Origin of the sequence: Microbacterium sp. NC79, from assembly GCF_019061125.1 — a bacterium.
GTDB lineage: Bacteria > Actinomycetota > Actinomycetes > Actinomycetales > Microbacteriaceae > Microbacterium.
On sequence record NZ_JAHQYI010000002.1, the window covers coordinates 191,717 to 212,259 of the forward strand.

Sequence of the window (20,543 nt, forward strand, 5' to 3'; positions counted from 1 at the left end):
GCCTGAGAATTAGCCGCCGTGCGTGCTCTCCCCTGCCGGCTTCTCGGACCCGCCGTCGGCGTCAGCGAAGCGAATGATCGGAATCTCCCCCGTCATCGCACGTTGAATCTTGAGCGCTTTGCGGGTCAACGGCGGGGTGGCCGGAACCTCGGGTTGCTCTTCGAGACCGGCGGCAGGCACCGCAGCTGCTTGCTCAGCGCTTTCCGTCTGCGGCTCAGCCGATGGTTCCGAAGCGAGCGCCTTCGCATCATGAACCGCCGTGATGCGTCCGTCGTGAATATCGATGACGCGGTCGGCGCGGGCGACGAGGAGCGGATCGTGCGTGGAGACGATGGCGGCGAGTCCCTGCTCGTGGGCGAGCACGGAGAGCAGGTCCATAATGCTGGCGGCCGTACGAGAGTCGAGCTGGCCGGTTGGCTCATCCGCGATCAGGATGTGCGGGCGGCTCACAATGGCTCGCGCGATACCGACACGCTGTTGCTGGCCGCCGGAAAGCTCGCTTGGACGCTGTTCTGCATGTTTTTCTAGGCCAACGCGTGCCAGCGCCTCGTCGACGCGCTCGACACGTTCGGCGGCCGCGACGCCGGCGATACGCAAAGGCAACTCCACGTTTTCTGCCGCGGAGAGAATCGAAACCAGGCCGAACGACTGAAAAATGAAGCCCAGATTGTCGCGGCGGATGACGGCCAGCGCATCTTCGGCGAGAGCTGTCACCTCCTGCCCATCAATCTCAATGGTTCCGCTCGTCGGCTTGTCGAGGGTGCCGAGCAGGTTCAGCAGCGTCGATTTACCTGCACCGGAGGGGCCGCGCACGACAACGAGTTCGCCGGCTGACACTTCGAGCGACACATCGACACACGCGTGCACGTCACCGGCTGCTGAGGAATAGGTGCGGGTCAGGTTGCGAGCCCGCAGCAAGACAGTCATAAGGTCTCCTCTTCGCCCGCGGTCTTCTGCCCGGGCCAGACGCCAACGTGATCAGGTTCCAGAGCCAGGCGTACGCGCTCGCGCAGGTCGAGTGACGACACAAACTCGTCTGGCAGCTGCAGGCGACCGACCTTATCGAGCACGGCGTACTCCTCGGCCACGGCGTGCTCGGCACCGTGTTCGTCGACACGCGTGGAACGCAGCACTTCGGTCGCCGTGCGACCGTCACGAATCTGCACGGTGCGAGCAACGTGCTCTGACACCGTCGGGTCGTGCGTCACGATCAGGGTCGTGACTCCCAGCTCACGGTTGACCGAACGCATCGCCTCCAACACCTGCACACTGGTGTCATCGTCGAGCTCACCGGTCGGCTCGTCGGCGAGTACGACGCGCGGGGTGTGTGCGATCGAGCAGGCGATCGCCACCCGCTGCTGCTCACCGCCAGACAGAGCGGTGGGCTTGCGGTCGGCAAGGTGGGAAATCTCCAGCAGATCGAACAGTTCCGCAACACGCGCCGAGCGTTCTTTCGCGCCCTTCGGCTCGCCCACGATCGCGAGCACAGCGCCCACGTTCTCTGCCGCTGTCAGGTACGGCAGCAGGTTCCGCGATGTCTGCTGCCATACAAACCCGACGTCTTCTCGACGAAACGCGACGCGTTGCTTCCGGGTCATGGTGAGCAGATCGCGCCCAGCCACACGGGCAACACCAGCGGTGGGAGCGTCGAGGCTCGACAGAATCGATAGCAGCGTGCTCTTGCCAGAGCCCGAGGCGCCAACCACCGCCACCAGCTCGCCCTGCTCGACGCGCAGGTTCAGCCCCTGCAACGCCTGCACTTCGACGGCTTTGCCATCGCGCCCCTTCACCGCGAAGATGCGCACCAGGTCTGAGCAAAAAATGTCGGGCTCAGCGGTCAGTTCGGTCATGATTCCTCCACGGTTCGCAGTACGCTCGACACCTTCACGCGGCGGGAGAAGAACAGCGACAACAGGGTAAACAGGGCGGCAACCACGAGGAAGCCTCCCAGTGACAGGGTCAGCAGCAGCGGATCAACGCTGTACGCCGGGGCGCTGTCTGCACCCGAGAACGAGCGCAGGTCAAGCACCTGAAACAGCAAAACCGGGAGCGCAAGGCCAAACGCTGTGCCTGCGGCGACGGCGGCAACGCAGAGCGGAACCAGCTCCCACGACACGATTCCGGCACCGGAGCGGGGCGGTGCGCCGAGCGTTTTCAGCAGTGCGAGTAGGCGGGAACGCGCAGGCGCGTTCAACACGAGCGTCAGCACGATCGCGATAGCGCACAGCAGCGCCACCAGCCCAATCGCGGCCAACAGCGTTCCGCGCAGGCCCGCCGTAGTCGCACCCGACGTTGCCTCGTCAAGCGCCGACGCTGGCGTGATCCACGAGACAAATGGTTCCACTTCGCTTCGCACCTCATCGACGATCGTTGCCGGATCAACCACGTCATCGAGGTCGAGGAGCAACGTTGACACGGTGCCTGCAGTCGGCACGATGTCGTCGAGATACTCTTCGTCGACAAGAATCCAGATCTCCATCGATGCGAAACCGGCCGTGTCTTCGACGACAGCAATAACGTCGGCCGTGACTTTCTCCTGGGTGCCGCCGATCGTCAAATCCCCCAGCGTAATGCCCAGGCGTTGCGACGCTGATTGCGAAGCGATGACGGGTACGGAACCATCAGCGCGCAGCGAGGAACCGTCGGGAATGAGCGCATCGGCATGCGGGGAGATACGCTCGAATGCTTCGGAATCGAGCGCGTAGACCGGCACGCGCGTGGTCTTGTTGTTCACCACGACCGCGACGTTAGGCACATTACGCACCGCCACGACTTCGTTCACTCCGTCGAGAGCGGCCACCCGCTCGGCGGCATCGTCTGCGAAGCGCGGCACGCTGAGGGTGAGATCAGCACCGGCGCGAATCTCGGCGATCCGCTGAGCACTGGCGTCGATCGTGGAAAGCACCACGGTTGACGACACCGCGATTGACACACCGACGAGCAGGGCAAGAAGGGCAGCGGCCCCGGCCGAGGCTTCGCGCACGGCGCGGGCCGAACCAATGAAGTCGACGAAACCGTTGCCACGGCGAAGGCGCCCGTGCACGGCACGCATGACAAGCGGATACAGCCGCAGCGTGATGAGCGCGGCCGTCACGGTGAGCAGGAGCGGGGTGATCGTGGCAAGCGGATCGATCCCGGTTTGCGGGGTTCCGGAACCACGGGAGATGAAAGCGAGGGTGGCGGTGATGGTGAGGATCACGACGGCCATCTCCACGAAAACGCGCGTGCGTGCGGGCGTCGCATCGTCCACGCGCGTGGCGCGTTCGGCGCCAGGCGCAGATGCCGCGAGCGCCACCGCGGGAAAGAGCGCGACGGCGATCAGTAAGACGATCGTCAGCGGGGAGAAGAGGGGCGCACCTGACCGCGTGAACACCGTGAGCGTCAGGGCAATTCCGATGCCGACGCCGATGATCGCGGCAGGGACCGCGGCGATCAAGCCCTCCCCCGCCATCAGCAGGCGCCGCTGCGTCGGGCTCGCACCCCGTGCGTCCATGAGGGCGAAGGCGCTGCGACGATGCTGGGTGATCATGCGGGCACCGAGAATGAGCACGGCAGCGCCCACCCCGATCGGCCCAGACACAAAGATCAGGGCGAGCGCCGTGAACGCATGGTTGGTGTTTGACACCCGCTCCAGCACCGGGCCCAGTTTCGTTTCAAACCGCGAACCCGACGGGAAGAACTCGTTGAGGGTGTGCGACTTGGCGATGAAGGTGTCGATCTCCCCCTGCAACACGACGGTATCTGCGTCTCTGATTTGAGCCGTGTCGATCGGGAACCAGTAGGTCGTTGGCACCGGAGCCCACGGCCGCGTCTGCGCGACGACAGCGGGATTAGCGAAGAAGTAGCCGGTAACGGCCGGTTGACCGAACGGATCGTAATTCGTCGTCGGACCGGTGAGCGGAACCAATTGCGACCAATACGAAGAGGATGCGTTGTCAGGCGTGTAGGTGCCAACGAGAGTGAGCTGCGGAGGCGAGGTCTCCACCGGCTGCCCATTCTCATCGATCACAAACACTGAGCCGAGGGGCACTTCACGGGTCTGGCCGATTGCCCACTCAAAAGCCTCGGCGGTCGCCACCGGGGCGATCACTTCGAACGTGGGCACCGCACCGCGCGTCGGCACCAACTCCGGGAGCCGACCCTCGGTGAGTTCAAGATGCGTGTCGTAAAACGGATCCATCGCGAGGAAGACGCGTCGGTCCATTGCCGGATCCATGTTGCCCGCGATAGCCACATAGTGGGGTTCTTGCATGGCGGCTCGTAAGTGTGCCGGGGCGTTCCTGCGGATGTCTTGCATGCGGTCTTCGATGCCACCCCATTGCCCCCGATACTCGATGGGCAGACGCTCGGCAACGCCCGACGAGGGTGGGCCGGTGTCAGCCGTTCTGGCACCGAGATCACGGCTGGTCACCGACATTTCGGTGAGGTGTTCGCTGAGCGTATCTTCACGCACCGATGACAAAACGTGTGGCAACACCGTGATTGCGATGGTGAGGAGTGCGACGATAAACGCCACCACGAGGCTCGCGCCCGGCGCGTACCGCCAGTGCGTGCCGATCAGTCGACCACGTGACAGGCTCATTCAGCTGCCTCCGCCGTGCGTGTTGAGGTGGCATGCTTTCGCACCATCGCGGCGATGACGATCGCTGCGCCGATAAACGCCACCACGATGATTCCCACGACGATGCCGACGATGGTGGGGTTCACGGCAAGCACGGGCTGGCGGGAACCCGGAACAGCAGCACCGACCAAGACCGGAATGATGAGCGCACTCATCGCCCAGCCGGCCAGCGCACCAAGCACAATCGATGTCAGCACCACGGTGGCGGCCTCCACCATGCGCATTCGCGCCTGCGCGCGCGGGGCGACACCCACGGCCCGCAGAATCAGAACTTCGCCAGCCCGCGTTGCGGTCAGCGACGCCAGCATCGCGATGAGGGCGATGGCTGCCAGCAGAGCGGCACCGATGGGCGCGATCCACCACGTCGTGATGAGTCCTCCCGTGACAATCGCGGCAACGTCGGTCGGCACCGTAACATCGGCACCGAGCACCGTAGCGACCTCCGTGGGGTCAGCGCCCGCGATCCAAATTTCATTCGGTGCCGCCGGGCTCGACGGCGTTGCCTTAAATGTTCCGATCGGCACCGCAGATTCCACGGCTGCATCCAGCGAAACGAGAACCGCCCGCGCGTCATGCGCACCCGGAATGGCCTCCACAATTGCCGCCACCTGTGTCGTAAAAGTGCGACCGGTTCCGGCGACTCGCAGCTCTACCTCATCACCGACAGCGACGCTCAATTCGCGGGCAAAAGCCCCAGACATCACAGCGGGAATCACGGGGGCCGCGGCGCGCGAACTCCAAAAAACACCGTACGGCTTGCTGGTTTCGGCCACGACGGAACCACCGAGAACGAGGCTCGGGACGGCAGGATCAAAAGCAAGCGGAACCATGTTGCCATCAGTGCCGATGGCGAGCTGAGGTTGCGAGACGGTGACGATCGTGCCGTCGAAGCGGGCACCATCTGTCGCCGCCATCCCGACGCTGAGAATTCTCGTGGTGTTGGTTGGCAACAGCGTGGTCCCGGTCAGGGTCACAGAAATCTGGTCGCCGTAAAAGCCGCCATTGGGGTCGGGGCGGCGAGACTTCTCTTCGATGTCGTCGAAGGTGAGTGTCACGAGCGTCGCGACACCGTGTGCGTCGGCGACCCACAGCTGAGCAGTCGCCGTCACAACGGGAAATTCGAGCCCCTCAGCATTGACCGTGAATTGCACCTCGGTCGCGCCCTCGGCAACCGGGAGCGCATTCGTGGTCGTCGTCACACTCGCCGCCAGTTTCTGCGGGTCGACGAGACCGGGAATGGGGATGATGACGTCAGCAAGCTGGTCTTGTGACATGGCGAGCATTTCGGCACTGACGTCGCCCACCTCAACGTTGGCGGTGTACACGGCAGCGGCAATGCCCAGGCCGGTCGCGGCCCGCATATCGGCCGGTTTCACAAACCCGATGTGTGCCCGCGTATCAGCGCCCGCCCCGAGGTCGGCGGCCGATTCGGATGCGCGCTCCCAGGTTGAAACGTAGCTGGCGGCGAAGACGGAACCAGACACGGTGATCACGACGAGGGCGACGGCCGTGGCGTATGCGGGCAAGCGTCGAGCGACGTTGCGCGCCGGGAGGCTGGGCGATAGTTTCGGCCGCTTTCCCGCGATTGCGGCGATGATCCGTGCGAGTGGTGCCGCGAGCAGCACGGCGATGAGCGCCGCCGCAATGAGGGTGAGAATCGGCGCGAGTGACGACAACGCCACCCGCCAAGTGCCATCCACCGGCGCATCGCGGGTCGCGAACAGTTGCCACACCGAAAGCCCAGCGGAAAAGACGATCACGCCCAGCGCCCCGACAGAAGCAACCTGCGTGAAGCGCGCCGCTCGCGCCGAAATTCGCGCTTCGCTCTCGGCGGCGCGGGACACGCTAACCGCGGCCGTCAGCCCCAAGATGACAATCGTGCCGATAGTGAGGCCAAGCCCGCCCGAGATCGCACCGATGGTTCCTTCACCGGCACGGAACCAGGTCACGACAATCGCGCAGGCAAAGCCGATAAGGCTGGCGGCGAGGGTGATGGCGGTGACTTCGGCAGCGGTCAGGATGATCTTCTGCCCGCGTGACAGACCGCGCGCCGTGAGAAGCGCCGTTTCACGGGCCCGTGCGCGACCCCACGCTCGACTGAGTTCCATGACCGCAAACCAGCCAAGCACCGCGATGATCGCGAGCGGGATCGGCGAGATTGCTGCGCTCGCCACCGCGCCGGCACCCGCATCGGAAATCGTCGCCGCCAAACCGCCGCTGATTGTGAGACCACCAACGGCGGCGGTGGACTGACGGAAGCGGTCTTCGATCGTGTCGATACCTGACGCCATGCGGGACGCCGAGCCGGGAGTGAGCTTGTCGATATCTGGCGTGATCTTGTACTGCACGAGCGCGTCATCACCCTCGACGGCCGCACGTTCAATGTGAATGCTCGTGCCGAGGGCGCGGGTAATCACCGCTTCAGCTTCAGCGTCTTGCGCTGCCGGATCTTTACCCACCCGGGTTTCCAGCACCAGCACCGCCGACTCACTGGTTCCGATCGCCGTCACCAACGCGCGGTGCGTGTCGACCGTGATCCACGCGCCGAGGGTGGCCACCAAAAACACCACGAAGGCGATGAGCAGGCCCACGCCCGCCGCGAGCGCGCCGTGGGCGAAGGTACGGGCGCGCGTCAATCGGCTCAGTCGGATCAGACGCGTCGTACTCATGAACCCATTCGTCGTCGAGTGGTAAGACAGACGGGCACCTCATGAGCCCCCGGCAGTTCCTTTACCCTAATGCGCACACGCCCGCCCCGCGAGTAATGCCCCTGCCATCCTCCCTGCCGCCCCGCGAGCGCAGGGAGACGTGCTGCTCCCGCCTGAGTCGCGTGAAAATGCATCACGCATGACGAAAAGCCTTCCTCATTCGTCACTCTGGTTTACTTCTGTCACACGATCCGTTGCATCTTGACGGGTCCGAGCCCCGCCACCCGCTCACGCTCTGCGCGTCCTCGCTTGGCGAGCGTCTCCAGCCTCCCACTTACGGCACTCGCGGTGCGACACTGGAACCATGGCTCTGCACATCACGGATGACCCGGCTGCTGACACACTGCTCACCGAAAACCCGCTCGCCCTCCTGATCGGCATGTTGCTTGACCAGCAGGTTGCGATGGAACAGGCGTTCAGCGGGCCGCTCAAGATCGAGCAGCGCACCGGGGCTCTGACGGCCGAGCACATTGCGTCGTACGACCCTGAGGCGTTTAACGCGGCATTCAGTGAGACACCGGCGGTGCACCGTTTTCCGGGATCGATGGCCACCCGCGTGCAGACGCTGTGCTCGGTTTTGGTCTCAGACTGGGACGGCGACGCTGCCGCCCTCTGGACCCGCGGCAACCCCACCGGCCCCGAGGTGCTCAAGCGTCTGAAGGCCCTACCCGGTTTCGGCGACCAGAAGGCCAAGATCTTCCTCGCGCTGCTCGGTAAGCAGTACGGCTTCACCGGTGAGGGTTGGCGTGAGGCCGTAGGCGCGTATGGCGACGAGGGCTCGTACCGCAGCGTCGCCGACATCGTGAGCCCCGAGTCCCTCACCCTGGTGCGCGAGCACAAGCGCGCCATGAAGGCGGCAGCCAAGGAAGCGAAGTCATGAACCCGACCGGTGGTTCCGTCGACGAGTTCATCGCCGCGGTTCCGTCTGCCGTTCGTCAACGTGATGCCCTCACCCTGCTCGAGATGATGCGCGATATCTCCGGCCGTGAGCCCCAAATGTGGGGAACGATCGTCGGCTTCGGCTCGTGCCACTATGAGTACCCGACGGGCGGCTCCGGCGACATGCCGCTGATCGCGTTCTCGCCCCGCGCCGCGTCGATGAGCGTGTATCTGATGGACACGTCTGACCACGTCGCCGAGCTCGCGCAGGTTGGTCCGCACACCGTCGGCAAGTCGTGCCTGTACCTGAAGAACCTCGACAAAAACAACCTCGACGTGCTGCGCACCATCATTACCGATTCGTTCAATCGGGTTGTCTCTGAAGAGACGAGCTACGGAACCATTCGCGTCGACGCGTAGGTGGGCGGGCTTGTCGGGCGGGCGATTTAGAAGAAAATCGACAGCGCCTGAAGACCGACAGCACCGGCGGCGACGGCACCTCCCGTCCACGGCACCCACGTCGGAAACGGACGATACGTCGCCGTGTCGCGAGCGGCAACGTCGGTCGTCGTGAGCTTACCCAGCCGCACGCGGCCATCCCACCAAATCTCGGCCTTGTTCAGACTCTGGCCGATCGCTGCTTCAACCACGCCGCGAGCGCCGGGCTTGGAGACGGAACCACGGGCAACTACGGTGGCAAAGTTCGTGCGCACGGCGGTGACGTCGGTGAGCACGTGCTTCGCAATGTCGCTGGCGTGCGCTTCGTGAGCGAGGCGGTCACGTTTTTTCATCGTCGCATCGTGCGAAGCCTCGACCAGCGTGAACGCCTTCGCGAGCAGCTCTGAGAGTCGCTCGTGATAGTGCATGAGGCTCGTGGCGTACACATCGCCGTGCTCGGCGTGCGCGAAGTCAGCATCAGCGCGCAGGTCATCGAGCGCGGCGTCGGCCGCGGTCAGCGCTACGTTCATGTGCATGGGCCTAGTTTACGAAGTGGCGGCCAGAAAACTCAGTGAGAAGTAGCGGCGAGAATTTCAGCCGTCGTCGCGAGAGAAATCTGCGGCGGATACAGCCCCATCACATGCACGGCGGCCGCGTGGTTCTCAGCCGTTGACCCCGCGCACGCATCCGTCGCGACGGTCACCCACGCTCCCGCATCCGCTGCTGGCAACACGGTCGAGAGCACACAGCAGTCCGTCGAGACGCCGGTGATCACAAGCTTCGGGGCGGGCCCGGTGATGTCGGTAAGCGCTTCACCCCACTTGCCAAACGTGGGGAGGTCAACGGTCGGTAGCGGGCTGAGATCACGGGCTTCAGGAACCAAGTCGAAGAGGTGATTGTCGGCCGGCTGGTCGGCAAATGGCCAGGCGGCGAAGTACTCACCCCACGACGTTTCGCGATCGGCCGTCGGCACCCAGCGCGTCACGATGACCCGCTCACCAAACGCCGACGCCAGCGCACGGATGTTCGCGAACGCCTCATCAAAGAAGGGCGACGCCCAGTCAGAGTCTGGTGCCGCGAAAATGACCTGCGGGTCGATCACGACGAGCCAAGCGTCGCGATCGACCCGCAATGTCATGCCTGCTCCTGTCGACGGATAATGCCGCGACGGAAGATGAAAGTCACGACGAAGCCGATCACGAGAGCGAACAGCACGCCGAGGTTCGCCCAGCCCCAGTCACCGTCCTTACCACCAACGAGACCCAGCAGGTAGCCCTGCCAGTTGTTCCAGGCGGCATCGTCGGCGAAGTTGTTTTGTACGAAACCCCAGCCAATAATCGTGGCGGCAATCAAGGTTCCGACCGAGATCCAATCCCACGCACCGTAAATGCCCTTCTTGTCGAAGAGCGCGTCTTCGTTGTAGACGGCGCGACGGCTGAAGATATCGGCAATCAGAATGCCTGCCCATGCGGCGAGCGGAACACCGAGCGTGATCAGGAACGACTGGAACGGGCCAAGGAAGTTCTCGGCAAAGAACACGACGTAAATGGTTCCGAGGGTCAAGATGAGGCCATCGATCGCGGCCGCCTTCGGGCGCGCAATCTTGATGCCGAGGCTCAGCAGTGTGAGGCCCGAGGAGTAGATTCCGAGCACGGCGCCAGAAACCAGCGCGAGGATCGCGGTCAGCAAGAACGGGATGAGTGCCCAAATCGGCAGGATTGTGGCCAGCGCACCCACCGGGTCGGCGGCGATGGCGGCATTGAGCTCGGGGTCAGAAGCAGCAAGCAGCAGACCGAAGGTCACCAGAATGACGTTGGCGACGGAACCACCGATCGTGTTCCAGAACACAATGCTGGAGTCTTTCGCGTCGCGGTGCTGGTAGCGCGACCAGTCGGCGGCGATGTTGATCCAGCCGAGGCCAAAGCCGGTCATCACCATGACGAGCGCGCCGATGACGGCCGTCATGCTTCCGGCTGGCACCGACATCACGGCGCCGAAGTCGATGTGACCGACGGTGAGGAAGATGTAGATCACCGTGACGATACCCGTGAGCCAGGTCAGCACCGCCTGCATCTTCATGATCGTGTGGTAGCCCAGCACCGAGGCGGTGACGATGAGCGCCGCCACGATCACGGTGGCGAGGATCTTGATGAACATGTCGTTCGACTCATTCGACACACCGAGCTGCGTCAGCACCGTCGACGTGGCGAGCACGGCGAGAATCGCGAGGAACGTCTCCCACCCAATCGAGACGATCCAGCTCATGATGCCGGGAACCTTTTGTCCCTCCACACCGAACGCCGCGCGCGAGAGCACCATGGTGGGTGCTGAGCCGCGCTTACCTGCGATCGCGATGAAACCGCACAGCACAAACGAAATGACGATGCCGACGATGGACACGATCGTCGCCTGCCAGAACGAGATGCCAAACCCGAGGACAAACGACCCGTACGACATACCGAACACCGACACGTTGGCCGCGAACCACGGCCAGAACAGGTCTGAGGGCTTGGCGGTGCGCTCCGACTCGGGAATGATCTCGATGCCGTTGCGCTCGATAAGGGTTGATCCGGTGAGAATGCCGTCACTGCTCTGAGTAGACACGATGCCTCCGTCGGCTCCGTTGCTGAATAGTTCTGAGCATCAGTGTGGCACTGTCACCTAGCGGAGGGAACAACTTTCATCGTCTTATTTCTCAAAGATATAAAAATGTAACGAGCCGCCGGAACCTGCGAAACGGGGCGTGCGACCGACCGGTCATGCACGCCCCGTTTCCGGCAAGCTACTTCGTGAAGAACGCTCCGGCAACCTTCGAGAGGTCATACAGGTCACTCACTCCAGCGAGCTCGCGTGCGGAGTGCATCGACAAAATCGGAATGCCCACGTCAACCGTGCGCAGACCAAGGCGCGTCGCTGTGATCGGGCCAATCGTCGAGCCACACGGCACCGAGTTGTTCGACACGAACTCCTGCTGCGTGACGTCGACCTGCTCGCACCAGTCAATCCACGCGGCTGCGCCGACGGCATCGGTGGCGTAGCGCTGGTTGGCGTTGATCTTGAGGATCGGGCCGGAACCAAGAAGCGGCTTGTTCACGGGATCGTGCTTGCCTGCGTAGTTGGGGTGCACCGAGTGACCAACGTCGCTCGAGAGGCACCACGATGACACGAAAGCCTGTCGACGCTGCGCGTCATCGGCACCGAGCGAGGCATAGATCCGCACGAGAACGTCTTCGAGAATGGGGCCAGCCGCTCCTGAGCGCGAAGCGGAACCAATTTCTTCGTGGTCGAAGGCGGCAAGAACGGGGATGTGGTCGCCATCAAAGCCGTCGCGGGCAATGTCGCCGAGGGCGACGACACCCGCATGCACAGAAGCAAGGTCATCGAGGCGACCGCTCGCGAAGAAGGCGTTGTCTTTGCCGAAGACCTGGCCGCGGGCACTGTCAGCGACAACGGCGTCGAAGCCGCGAATGTCTGCGGGGTTGACGCCAGCGGCGTCAGCCAGTTCGGCGAGCAGGTCGGCGTCGACAGGGTTACCCAGCCCCCACACCGGCTGGGTCTCCACCTGCTTTTCGAGGGCGAGGTGGTCATTGGCTTCGCGGTTCAGGTGAATCGCGAGCTGCGGCAACCGCAGCAGCGGGCCAGTCGCGGCGAGCACGACAGAGCCGTCCTTCATGGCGAGGCGGCCAGCGAGACGCAACTCACGGTCGAGCCATGATGCCAGCAGTGGGCCACCGTAGATCTCGACACCCGCCTGCAGCCAGCCGTGCGCGCCGGTCGTGGGTTTGGGCTTCAACTTGAATCCGGGCGAATCGGTGTGCGCACCGAAGACGCGGTTGGCCGTCGTTGCGGTGGCGTTTGCGGGAACAGCCCAGGCAATCGCGGCACCGTCACGCACGATGACAAATCGGCCGCCACGCTGGTCAGGCCAGGCATCTTCTTCCGCCAGACGGGTAAAACCATCGGCTTCGAGGCGGCGGGCTACCTCTTCGGCAGCGTGGTAGCTCGAGGGCGAAGCCGCAACAAAATCGGCAAGATCCTCGGCATGGGCAATCGCATCAGCGGTGACAGACAATTCAACCTCCGGGTCGTCCATTCAATCGTAGTCCGCGGCCCGCGAGCGCCGTCGGCACCCGTCTCATATGCCGCAACCCGCACCCCTGGTTCCGTTCAACTATCCTGAGTGGAGCCGTGGCCACATACGGCGTGCTTGGCGGGACATATGAACACGTTTGAAAATCCACCGACTGATCGATACGACGTCTTGGTTGTTGGTGGCGGACCCGCCGGCATGATGGCGGCAGCTGTCGCAGCGGAGGCAGGCAAAAAGGTTCTCCTGCTGGAAAAGAACCGTTCGCTCGGAAAGAAGCTGAACATCAGTGGCGGTGGTCGATGCAACATCACCAATGCCGAGTACGACACCCGAAGCCTGCTGGCGCATTACGGCAAGGCAGTGAACTTTCTGCACAGCCCGTTCTCGCAGTTTGCGGTGAGCGACACCTTCGAATTCTTTGAAAGCCGCGGGCTGCCGCTGCAGGTCGAGGCTCGCAACCGAGCGTTCCCGGTGAGCCAGAAAGCCACTGACGTCACCGCTGTCCTTTCGAGGGCCCTCAAAAACGGTCAGGTCGAGATCATCTTTGACTGCGCAGTGACATCGCTCAATCGCGACGGCGACCTGCTCAGGTCCGTCAGCACGAAGCGCGGCGAGTTTCGTGCCGACTCGTACATCTTGGCGACAGGTGGGATGTCGCGACCAGAGACTGGCTCGACCGGAGCTGGCTTCGGCTGGCTGACATCGCTCGGACACACCGTCCGTCAACCGAGCCCCGGCATTGTGCCTTTGGCCACGAAGGAGAAGTGGGTAGCCAAACTCGGCGGGAAAACGGTCGAAGGCCGAGTCACCTTCCTGCTCGATGGCAAGCGACAATTCAAGGCCCAGGGCCGGATCCTCTTTGCGCACTTCGGCATTTCCGGTCCGACGATTCTGAATAGCGCAGCCCAGGTCGGCGAACTACTCGAAGCAGGCACGGTGACGGCCGAGATCGACCTCTTCCCGCACCTCGATGAAGGCGCGTGCGATCGAGAGCTCATGGAGCTTCTGGAACTCCACAAGAACAAGGCGCTGAAGACGGTGCTGAAGGAGTGGCTCCCCAACGGCGTGTGGCACGTGCCGCGGATGTTGTTGCCTGAACTCGATCCCGAGGTGAAGGTTCACAGCCTGCGTAAAGAGGATCGCAAGAAGCTGGTCAGGCTCGTCAAGGGCATCCCGCTGACGATCAGCAACCTGATGGGTTTTGATCGCGCCGTGGTGGCCGATGGGGGCGTCGACCTCCGCGAGATCGACACGAAAACCATGCGGTCAAACCTGATCGACAACCTGTTCGTCGTCGGTGACCTGCTCGACATTAACCGGCCGTCCGGCGGCTACTCGCTGCAGATCTGCTGGACGACCGGATTCGTCGCCGGTCAAGCCGTAGCTTCCGAGACCGGCCGTTGAGCGAAGGCGCGCAGCGCCCGAAACGAAAACGCCCCACCGCACGATACGACGTTCGTCTCGCTACCTTCGCTCAACGACCGCGTCAACCGAGGAGAGTCTCGCCGATGTAGCCTCCGGGCTGGCAACCGGGCGGAATCGCGAACACTGATGACCCGATCGGCACGGTCCACTCGTTCAGCAGATCGAGCTCATCGAGCCGGCGTTGCAGCGGTACGTACTGTGCGTCAACATCGGCTTGGAACGAAGCGAAGATGAGCCCCGAGTTGGAGATCTCCTCGCCCACCGGCGGGATGTCGTAGTTGTACGCACGGCGGAAGATGCGCTCGGTCGGGTTATCTGACCGCGAGCGGCGCATGTGTGAGAACTCCGGAATGACCGGAAACCCAATCGGGTTCTTGGCCTCAAAGTCGGGCTCATCGTGCTCGTTCACGCCGGTCAACGGCGCCCCGTTGCTCAGCTTGCGCCCCACCGACTGGTCACGCCCCACACGGTCGACGCGATCCCAGCCCTCCAGATCCATGTGGATCCGGCGGATCACCATCGTGGTTCCGCCCGCCAACCAGCCGTCCGCGCGCCACACCACCGTGTCAAAGTCGGCAGTACCCGGGCGCGGATTCGCGGTTCCGTCGACCTGACCAAACAGGTTGCGCATCGTGGTTCCGGGCGCTTCCGTGCCGTAGGCGCGACGGAACCCGTGCTGCGTCCAGCGCACCGTCGCGAAGCTGCGGGTGTCTTTGAGCAGCATACGGGCGGCGTGCGCAACGGTTGTGGGGTCATCTCCCGCGATCTGCATCAGCAGGTCGCCCTCGCTGAACTCGGGTTGCAGCCGGTCAATACCGAAGGCGGGCAATTGCGAGATGCCGGAACCACCGGCTCGGGCGATAAAGCCGGGCCCGAATCCGAAGGTGACCGTCAGCCGCGCGGGGGTGATCGCCATTTCGGGTTCGGAGTCGGCGAGCGCGGGTTCTCCCGCGGTGAGTCGGGCAGCGTCGTCGGTGAGGATCTGCATCAGGCGACGCAGGCCCCCGCGATCGATCTCGGGCTTGAGGTCAAGACCGATGAAGGTGCCGTGTGCTTGGGCATCGGTGGCGATGCCTGCCTGATGTTTCCCGTGAAACGCCACCGTTTCGCCACCGTGGATGACCGGTTCGCCTGTCGGGCTGGGAGTTTTCGCTGGCGTGGATGACGAGTTCAGCGCATAGTCAACGCCGATCGCTGCGGCGGCCGCGACGCCGGCGACAGCGCCTCCGAGGAGGAACTGTCGCCGGGTCGATCCAGGCCGACGCGCGCCCGAATCGGTTTTCGTCATTAGTGATCCATACCCTCGTGGTCGCCGTCGCCGTGCTCGAGGTCGTCGTAGCTCTCGTTTGCTCCGGTGTAGTCCTTCACCGGAGCTTCGAACTCGAGCGTCGAGTCATCGGAGAAGGTGACCGTGAAGGTGACGACGTCACCGGCAACGAGCGGTGACTCAATGCCCATCAGCATGATGTGGTTCGCGCCGGGCTCCAGCGCGAGTGTTTCGCCTGCGGGGATGGTGAATCCGCCCTCGACCTCACGCATCTTCATTTCACCTGTGTCGGTTTCGACGGTTTCGTGAAGCTCCACCATGTGCGAAACCGCAGTCGCAACCGACACCACCGTGACGTCGCTCGTTCCGGTGTTCTCCAGGTGTCCGAAGGCACCCGTCATGCCCGACTCGACGGCCTTGATCCACGCATCGTGCACCGTGACGGCATCTCCTGCGACGGTGGCAGCCGCGGCCTCAGTGGACGTCGGCGTCATGCCCGGCTCGTTGGCGACAACGGTGCAACCCGTGAGAGCGAGGGCGCCGACAGCGACGAGGGCACCGAGGCGAGCGAAACGGATGGAGGCGGTGTTCTTAAAAGTCATAGCAATAGTCCTTATGTTGTGAGACGCGATGTTAGGCATCGGTCGTCTCGGTGTCGGTACGCTGTGCGCGCCGACGAGTAACGGAGAAAAGGGTGAATGCGGCGGCGGCGATAACAGCCGCGGCTCCCCCGATGAGGAGGGCGCGGGGTACTCCCCCGTCGCCTGCTGTGCTCTGCTCTTCTTCCGCTGATCCTGGTTCCGCTGTCGTCGATTCCTGAGCCACTGGTGCGGCGCTCTCGCGCACCAGTGGTTCCGCGTCACCAACGGTGAACGGAATGATTCCACTGATCGGGTGTCCGTCGCTGGAGACGACGCGCCAACGCACTTCGTATCCGGCTTCTGGCATGCCCGGTTCGAGCGTTGCGATGACTTCGCTGTAGTCAACGACAGGTTCGTCGACGACCCAGTCGGTGCCATCAGCATCGACCACAACGATCGCCGCACCCATCGTCATCACTTCTGCCGAGAACCTCAGCGTGACCGTCTCGGGCGCCGTCTCGAACTCCTGCCCAACGGCGGGAGTGCTCGAGATCAGCTCTTCGTGCGCGAACGCGGCGGGAGCCGACGCGAGAACCAGCAGCGCGGCAAGTGCCGCCGCGCTCGAAACACGTGCAATACGCATGATGTGACCCATCTGCGCGCCGATGCCCGAAGCATCAGGCTACGCGTTGATCCCCCGACGCCTGAGGCGTTTAGGGGTGAAGGATTCCGCTTGCTCAGCGGAGGGAGTCAGAGCACGCGTGCGATTGGTGGGCCGCGCCGCCAGGCGGACGCAACGAAGAGGCGATCAAGCGCCGGAAGAACCGTGGTGTCAACGACGCTACGCGTTGCGCGAGCGGGGTCGACAAGAATGCCAACGAGCAGGGCGATGACGCGGCGAAGCCAGGCGCCGATCGCGGCGGCGAGCGCGCGCATCACGACGGCGGCACGTTCGGCACGGTACATGACGACGGCGGTCACGCCTGCCGCGAGCGCGTGCCAACCCCACATTGTGGTGTCTGCGGTGATGAGGGTCGCGGCCGTCTCCCACTCGGTCATGACCATGGCGCCGTGGTTATGGTGACCGATCGAAGTGCCACCCGCGGGGCTGGAAGCCGTGCCGAGGATGAACAGCGTGTGGAAGAAGAATTGGCTGACGCTCACGCCGATGAGGGTGCGAGTGGCTGAAAGCTTGCGGCCCGCGATGACGATGCACAGCAGCATCGACAACACGAGCGGAACCGCGATGCCGACCCATCCGGGAAGCGCGCCGCCGGCGGCAACGTGCGACATCAGCGCAACGAAAGTTGCGAACGCGCCAGCCACCGAGCCGCGAAGGACGCGAGTGACACGAGGCGAACGCATGCTTCTATTCTGCCAGGTTTGTTGCGGTCATCGGACGACTCGGCTCCCTCACTGCGCTGGTCGTTATGCGCAGGGTCTGCTTAGCGTGCGCGTTCACGCTTGGCTTGCACGAGGGCAATGATCCCGACCGCGATGGAGAGTGCGAGGAACGCACGCGTGAACCACAGCGCCGTTTCGTTCTCAATCGGCAGGTCGTTGAGGCCCAGAACCGCACCGAGAATTTCACCGCCCTGCCCCCACCGGGTCAGAGATCGCGGCGTCGCGACGGCGGCAGCGACAAACGGATACGTGCCAGCGAACGTGATGGCCGCCGCACAGCCCCACACGAGTGACGCCGGATATCGGCCCGGCTTCACGACGCTGATCACGAGGATCGCTAAGGGCCAGCCGATGACCAGGAAGACGAGGACGCCGATCATCATCAAGAGCGGCGGGAGCGCCGCGGGCATGATGTAGTCAGCCGCCGGAGCGTCAGCAGGCAGAGTTGCCGCGCATGCCAGAGCCGAGGCCACCCACAGTGCAGGAATCGCCCACAGCAGGTGTCGCCTGATGATGTCTCGAAAACACACGATTCCCGTGATCACAAAGCCCGAGAGCAGTGCTCCGCCGAACCCGAGCGCCATGCCGCGCATCGAGTTGTCATCGGGTTGATCGCGCAGCGCCGCCCCGATCCCGCCGAGCACCAGCGTCGTCACGACCAAGGCAACCGTCACTCGCACCAGGGAGACTGGCGGTCTGGTCACAGGCGTGCTCACCCGCCTACTCAACCACAAGTCTCCCCCCGTGGCGGTTGCACCGATCTCAGTGCCTGCACCGCCCCACATTAACGACTGGGTCTGGGTTCAGCTGGCGGCCGCACGTTTCGTCTCGCCTGCTGCTCGCTGCGCGCCAGCGGGGACGCTCGCTCATCGACCGGTGGAATGAACAACGGAACGTTCCCTCAATTGCTCGAGGGAACGTTCCGTTGTTCGTTTGCTTACGCTCCGCGAAGGCGCTCGGCGAGGAAGGCGTGCAGTTCGTCGATAGCGACGCGCTGCTGTTCCATGGTGTCGCGGTCGCGCACGGTCACGGCGTTGTCTTCGAGCGATTCGAAGTCAACGGTGACGCAGAACGGGGTACCGATTTCGTCCTGGCGACGGTAGCGGCGGCCGATCGCGCCAGCGTCGTCGAAGTCGATGTTCCAGTTGCCACGCAGTTCGTCGGCCACCTGGCGCGCGAGTGGCGAAAGCTTCTCGTTGCGGCTGAGCGGCAGCACGGCGACCTTGATCGGTGCGAGGCGCGGGTCAAGCTTGAGCACCGTGCGGGTGTCTACGCCGCCCTTCGCGTTCGGAACCTCTTCTTCGACGTAGGAGTCAACGAGGAAGGCCATCATCGAACGCGTCAGGCCGAACGACGGCTCAATGACGTACGGCGTGTAACGGTCGCCGGAAGCCTGGTCGAAGTACGTGAGGCTCTGACCTGACGCTTCTGAGTGGCTCGACAGGTCGAAGTCGGTGCGGTTGGCGACGCCCATGAGCTCGCCCCACTCCGACCCCTGGAAGCCAAAGCGGTACTCGAAGTCGATCGTGGCGGCGGAGTAGTGCGCGCGCTCGTCGTCGGGCACGTTGAACTGGCGCATGTTCTCGGGGTTGACGCCCAGGTCGACGAACCAGTCCCAGCACGCCTGTACCCAGTGGTCGAACCATTCCTGGGCCTCGGCGGGCGGTACGAAGAATTCAATCTCCATCTGCTCGAACTCACGGGTGCGGAAAATGAAGTTTCCGGGCGTGATTTCGTTGCGGAAGGCCTTACCAACCTGGCCGATACCGAACGGCGGCTTCTTGCGCGCAGCGGTCAACACGTTCGCGAAGTTCACGAAAATACCCTGGGCCGTCTCGGGGCGCATGTAGTGCAGACCCGACTCATCGTCGACGACACCGAGGTACGTCTTAACGAGGCCAGAGAACGCCTTCGGCTCTGTCCACTTGCCGCGGGTTCCGCAGTCAGGGCAGACGATGTCGGCGAGGCCGTTCTCCGGCTGACGGCCCTTCTTCGCAACGAACGCCTCGATGAGGTGGTCTTCGCGGTGACGCTTGTGGCACTGCAGGCACTCGATCAGCGGGTCGGAGAACGTCGCGACGTGACCCGATGCTTCCCACACGCGCTTGGGCAAGATGATCGACGAGTCGAGGCCCACCATGTCGCCACGGCCGCGCACGAACGTCTGCCACCACTGGCGACGGATGTTTTCCTTCAGCTCGGTACCGAGGGGGCCGTAGTCCCACGCCGAACGCGAACCGCCGTAAATCTCACCCGCTTGAAAAACGAACCCGCGGTGACGGGCGAGGGCAATGACTTTGTCGAGACGGGACTGCTCGGCCATGGTGGCTCCAATGGTCGTGAAGGGGTGGGGTTTCGAAAGCGCGGCGCACGCAAGGCCGCGCTCACCCATCCTACCCGCGCGGCGTTCGCCGCAAAGGCGCGGTCAGGTCAGCTGGCGGCATCCCAGAAGGCGCCGTCGCGATCTTCGATACCGATCAATTCGTGCCCCGAGCGCACTACGAGATCACCGACGAGCACCTCGCAAAGGCTCACGAGCTGGTCTACCGCGCGCCGAAGAAATTTGCGTAAGCATCGATCAAGTGAGCAGACGTGTCTATTCGGCGCTCACTCCGTCGGAAATCTCGTGACGAAGCCCGCATCAATAATGTGCTCCGGTGCAGCCACTGTTGTGACGACGGCAGACCGAAGTTCGACGCAGAGAAAGGTGACTCCTTCATACTCGAAGCCGAACGCACGGGTTGGATGTTCGTCGATGACGATCGAGTGCACACGATGGTCAAGAGATTGCAGTTCCGCAACAAGGAGGCCCCGTTGAGCCAGTACAGCTTCAACTCCCACTTCGGGCATGAGCTTGTTCATCACGACCGAAATGGCATGGGATAGCAGTTGTTCGTCCGGTAGCTCCGTCGCGATTGAGGTGCGTGTCGAGAACCAAAGCATATTCGGCGAACCGAGCGGCCCGACGACGTGGTTCACTTCAATACTCTTGTCGACGTCATTCACGGCGTTCAATGAATACCCCACCACCGAAGCCTGCGGATACGCAGAATGTAGGAGCGGTTGCCCGAATGCGCGTGCGCGGTCCACGTTGCGTCGGGCCTTTATGACATCCGAAAGCTCCATGATT

Annotated in this window: 18 protein-coding genes; 3 read left to right on the top strand and 15 right to left on the bottom strand. The window is 63.5% G+C overall.

Annotated elements, in window-relative coordinates:
• Positions 1–9: 9 nt before the first annotated feature.
• The 4 genes from KTJ77_RS11175 to KTJ77_RS11190 are packed head-to-tail and all read right to left on the bottom strand — an operon-like array spanning position 10 to position 7,290.
• Entirely contained in the window at positions 10–927 is a 918-nt protein-coding gene (locus tag KTJ77_RS11175) for an ABC transporter ATP-binding protein (RefSeq protein WP_217338621.1), read from the bottom strand.
• On the bottom strand, positions 924–1,850 hold the full coding sequence (locus tag KTJ77_RS11180) for an ABC transporter ATP-binding protein (protein ID WP_217338622.1): 927 nt from the start codon (positions 1,848–1,850) through the stop codon (positions 924–926). The genes KTJ77_RS11175 and KTJ77_RS11180 overlap by 4 nt, the downstream gene beginning before the upstream one ends.
• Positions 1,847–4,582: an ABC transporter permease gene (locus tag KTJ77_RS11185; RefSeq protein ID WP_217338623.1), complete on the bottom strand. Its 2,736-nt coding sequence runs from the start codon at positions 4,580–4,582 to the stop codon at positions 1,847–1,849. The genes KTJ77_RS11180 and KTJ77_RS11185 overlap by 4 nt, the downstream gene beginning before the upstream one ends.
• Complete coding sequence (locus KTJ77_RS11190; protein WP_217338624.1) at positions 4,579–7,290, bottom strand: FtsX-like permease family protein; 2,712 nt, start codon at positions 7,288–7,290, stop codon at positions 4,579–4,581. Before KTJ77_RS11190 ends, KTJ77_RS11185 begins: the two co-directional genes overlap by 4 nt.
• Positions 7,291–7,633: 343 nt before the next feature.
• On the opposite strand from KTJ77_RS11190, the gene KTJ77_RS11195 reads away from it, so the two are divergent.
• Both KTJ77_RS11195 and KTJ77_RS11200 read left to right on the top strand, forming a co-directional pair.
• Positions 7,634–8,209, top strand: a complete 576-nt coding sequence (locus tag KTJ77_RS11195; RefSeq protein ID WP_217338625.1) for an HhH-GPD-type base excision DNA repair protein — start codon at positions 7,634–7,636, stop codon at positions 8,207–8,209.
• The gene (locus KTJ77_RS11200; RefSeq protein ID WP_217338626.1) at positions 8,206–8,628 is read left to right on the top strand and encodes a DUF1801 domain-containing protein; all 423 of its coding nucleotides are present in this window, start codon (positions 8,206–8,208) and stop codon (positions 8,626–8,628) included. The genes KTJ77_RS11195 and KTJ77_RS11200 overlap by 4 nt, the downstream gene beginning before the upstream one ends.
• A gap of 26 nt (positions 8,629–8,654) precedes the next feature.
• Here KTJ77_RS11200 and KTJ77_RS11205 read toward each other — a convergent pair whose 3' ends face one another.
• The 4 genes from KTJ77_RS11205 to KTJ77_RS11220 all read right to left on the bottom strand — a co-directional run bounded on the left by KTJ77_RS11205 (position 8,655) and on the right by KTJ77_RS11220 (position 12,739).
• Entirely contained in the window at positions 8,655–9,182 is a 528-nt protein-coding gene (locus KTJ77_RS11205) for a hypothetical protein (protein ID WP_217338627.1), read from the bottom strand.
• A 32-nt stretch (positions 9,183–9,214) separates the two neighbouring features.
• The gene (locus tag KTJ77_RS11210) at positions 9,215–9,784 is read right to left on the bottom strand and encodes a cysteine hydrolase family protein (protein WP_217338628.1); all 570 of its coding nucleotides are present in this window, start codon (positions 9,782–9,784) and stop codon (positions 9,215–9,217) included.
• Entirely contained in the window at positions 9,781–11,250 is a 1,470-nt protein-coding gene (locus KTJ77_RS11215) for a cytosine permease (protein ID WP_367948911.1), read from the bottom strand. Before KTJ77_RS11215 ends, KTJ77_RS11210 begins: the two co-directional genes overlap by 4 nt.
• 178 nt (positions 11,251–11,428) lie before the next feature.
• On the bottom strand, positions 11,429–12,739 hold the full coding sequence (locus KTJ77_RS11220; RefSeq protein ID WP_217338629.1) for a M18 family aminopeptidase: 1,311 nt from the start codon (positions 12,737–12,739) through the stop codon (positions 11,429–11,431).
• A gap of 126 nt (positions 12,740–12,865) precedes the next feature.
• On the opposite strand from KTJ77_RS11220, the gene KTJ77_RS11225 reads away from it, so the two are divergent.
• Positions 12,866–14,140 carry an aminoacetone oxidase family FAD-binding enzyme gene (locus KTJ77_RS11225; protein ID WP_217338630.1) on the top strand — a complete coding sequence of 425 codons (1,275 nt, stop codon included), beginning with the start codon at positions 12,866–12,868 and terminating at the stop codon, positions 14,138–14,140.
• 82 nt (positions 14,141–14,222) lie between these two features.
• Here the strand turns inward: KTJ77_RS11225 and KTJ77_RS11230 are convergent, their stop codons facing one another.
• The 7 genes from KTJ77_RS11230 to KTJ77_RS11260 form a co-directional block, all read right to left on the bottom strand.
• Entirely contained in the window at positions 14,223–15,449 is a 1,227-nt protein-coding gene (locus KTJ77_RS11230; protein ID WP_217338631.1) for a Dyp-type peroxidase, read from the bottom strand.
• Entirely contained in the window at positions 15,449–16,030 is a 582-nt protein-coding gene (locus KTJ77_RS11235; RefSeq protein ID WP_217338632.1) for a copper chaperone PCu(A)C, read from the bottom strand. Before KTJ77_RS11235 ends, KTJ77_RS11230 begins: the two co-directional genes overlap by 1 nt.
• A 31-nt stretch (positions 16,031–16,061) precedes the next feature.
• Complete coding sequence (locus KTJ77_RS11240) at positions 16,062–16,652, bottom strand: copper resistance CopC family protein (protein WP_217338633.1); 591 nt, start codon at positions 16,650–16,652, stop codon at positions 16,062–16,064.
• A gap of 107 nt (positions 16,653–16,759) precedes the next feature.
• Positions 16,760–17,374: a hypothetical protein gene (locus KTJ77_RS11245; protein WP_217338634.1), complete on the bottom strand. Its 615-nt coding sequence runs from the start codon at positions 17,372–17,374 to the stop codon at positions 16,760–16,762.
• An 80-nt stretch (positions 17,375–17,454) separates the two neighbouring features.
• On the bottom strand, positions 17,455–18,087 hold the full coding sequence (locus KTJ77_RS11250; RefSeq protein ID WP_217338635.1) for a hypothetical protein: 633 nt from the start codon (positions 18,085–18,087) through the stop codon (positions 17,455–17,457).
• Positions 18,088–18,350: 263 nt separating this feature from the next.
• On the bottom strand, positions 18,351–19,736 hold the full coding sequence (locus tag KTJ77_RS11255) for a glycine--tRNA ligase (RefSeq protein ID WP_217338636.1): 1,386 nt from the start codon (positions 19,734–19,736) through the stop codon (positions 18,351–18,353).
• 284 nt (positions 19,737–20,020) lie between these two features.
• Positions 20,021–20,539, bottom strand: coding sequence for a hypothetical protein (locus KTJ77_RS11260; RefSeq protein ID WP_217338637.1), 519 nt, complete (start codon positions 20,537–20,539; stop codon positions 20,021–20,023).
• Positions 20,540–20,543 lie beyond the last annotated feature (4 nt).

Coding starts and splice junctions, on each gene's coding strand:
- KTJ77_RS11175 (WP_217338621.1), bottom strand. CDS start 927: ATGACTGTCTTGCTGCGGGCTCGCAACCTGACCCGCACCTATTCCTCA.
- KTJ77_RS11180 (WP_217338622.1), bottom strand. CDS start 1,850: ATGACCGAACTGACCGCTGAGCCCGACATTTTTTGCTCAGACCTGGTG.
- KTJ77_RS11185 (WP_217338623.1), bottom strand. CDS start 4,582: ATGAGCCTGTCACGTGGTCGACTGATCGGCACGCACTGGCGGTACGCG.
- KTJ77_RS11190 (WP_217338624.1), bottom strand. CDS start 7,290: ATGAGTACGACGCGTCTGATCCGACTGAGCCGATTGACGCGCGCCCGT.
- KTJ77_RS11195 (WP_217338625.1), top strand. CDS start 7,634: ATGGCTCTGCACATCACGGATGACCCGGCTGCTGACACACTGCTCACC.
- KTJ77_RS11200 (WP_217338626.1), top strand. CDS start 8,206: ATGAACCCGACCGGTGGTTCCGTCGACGAGTTCATCGCCGCGGTTCCG.
- KTJ77_RS11205 (WP_217338627.1), bottom strand. CDS start 9,182: ATGCACATGAACGTAGCGCTGACCGCGGCCGACGCCGCGCTCGATGAC.
- KTJ77_RS11210 (WP_217338628.1), bottom strand. CDS start 9,784: ATGACATTGCGGGTCGATCGCGACGCTTGGCTCGTCGTGATCGACCCG.
- KTJ77_RS11220 (WP_217338629.1), bottom strand. CDS start 12,739: ATGGACGACCCGGAGGTTGAATTGTCTGTCACCGCTGATGCGATTGCC.
- KTJ77_RS11225 (WP_217338630.1), top strand. CDS start 12,866: ATGAACACGTTTGAAAATCCACCGACTGATCGATACGACGTCTTGGTT.
- KTJ77_RS11230 (WP_217338631.1), bottom strand. CDS start 15,449: ATGACGAAAACCGATTCGGGCGCGCGTCGGCCTGGATCGACCCGGCGA.
- KTJ77_RS11235 (WP_217338632.1), bottom strand. CDS start 16,030: ATGACTTTTAAGAACACCGCCTCCATCCGTTTCGCTCGCCTCGGTGCC.
- KTJ77_RS11240 (WP_217338633.1), bottom strand. CDS start 16,652: ATGCGTATTGCACGTGTTTCGAGCGCGGCGGCACTTGCCGCGCTGCTG.
- KTJ77_RS11245 (WP_217338634.1), bottom strand. CDS start 17,374: ATGCGTTCGCCTCGTGTCACTCGCGTCCTTCGCGGCTCGGTGGCTGGC.
- KTJ77_RS11255 (WP_217338636.1), bottom strand. CDS start 19,736: ATGGCCGAGCAGTCCCGTCTCGACAAAGTCATTGCCCTCGCCCGTCAC.
- KTJ77_RS11260 (WP_217338637.1), bottom strand. CDS start 20,539: ATGGAGCTTTCGGATGTCATAAAGGCCCGACGCAACGTGGACCGCGCA.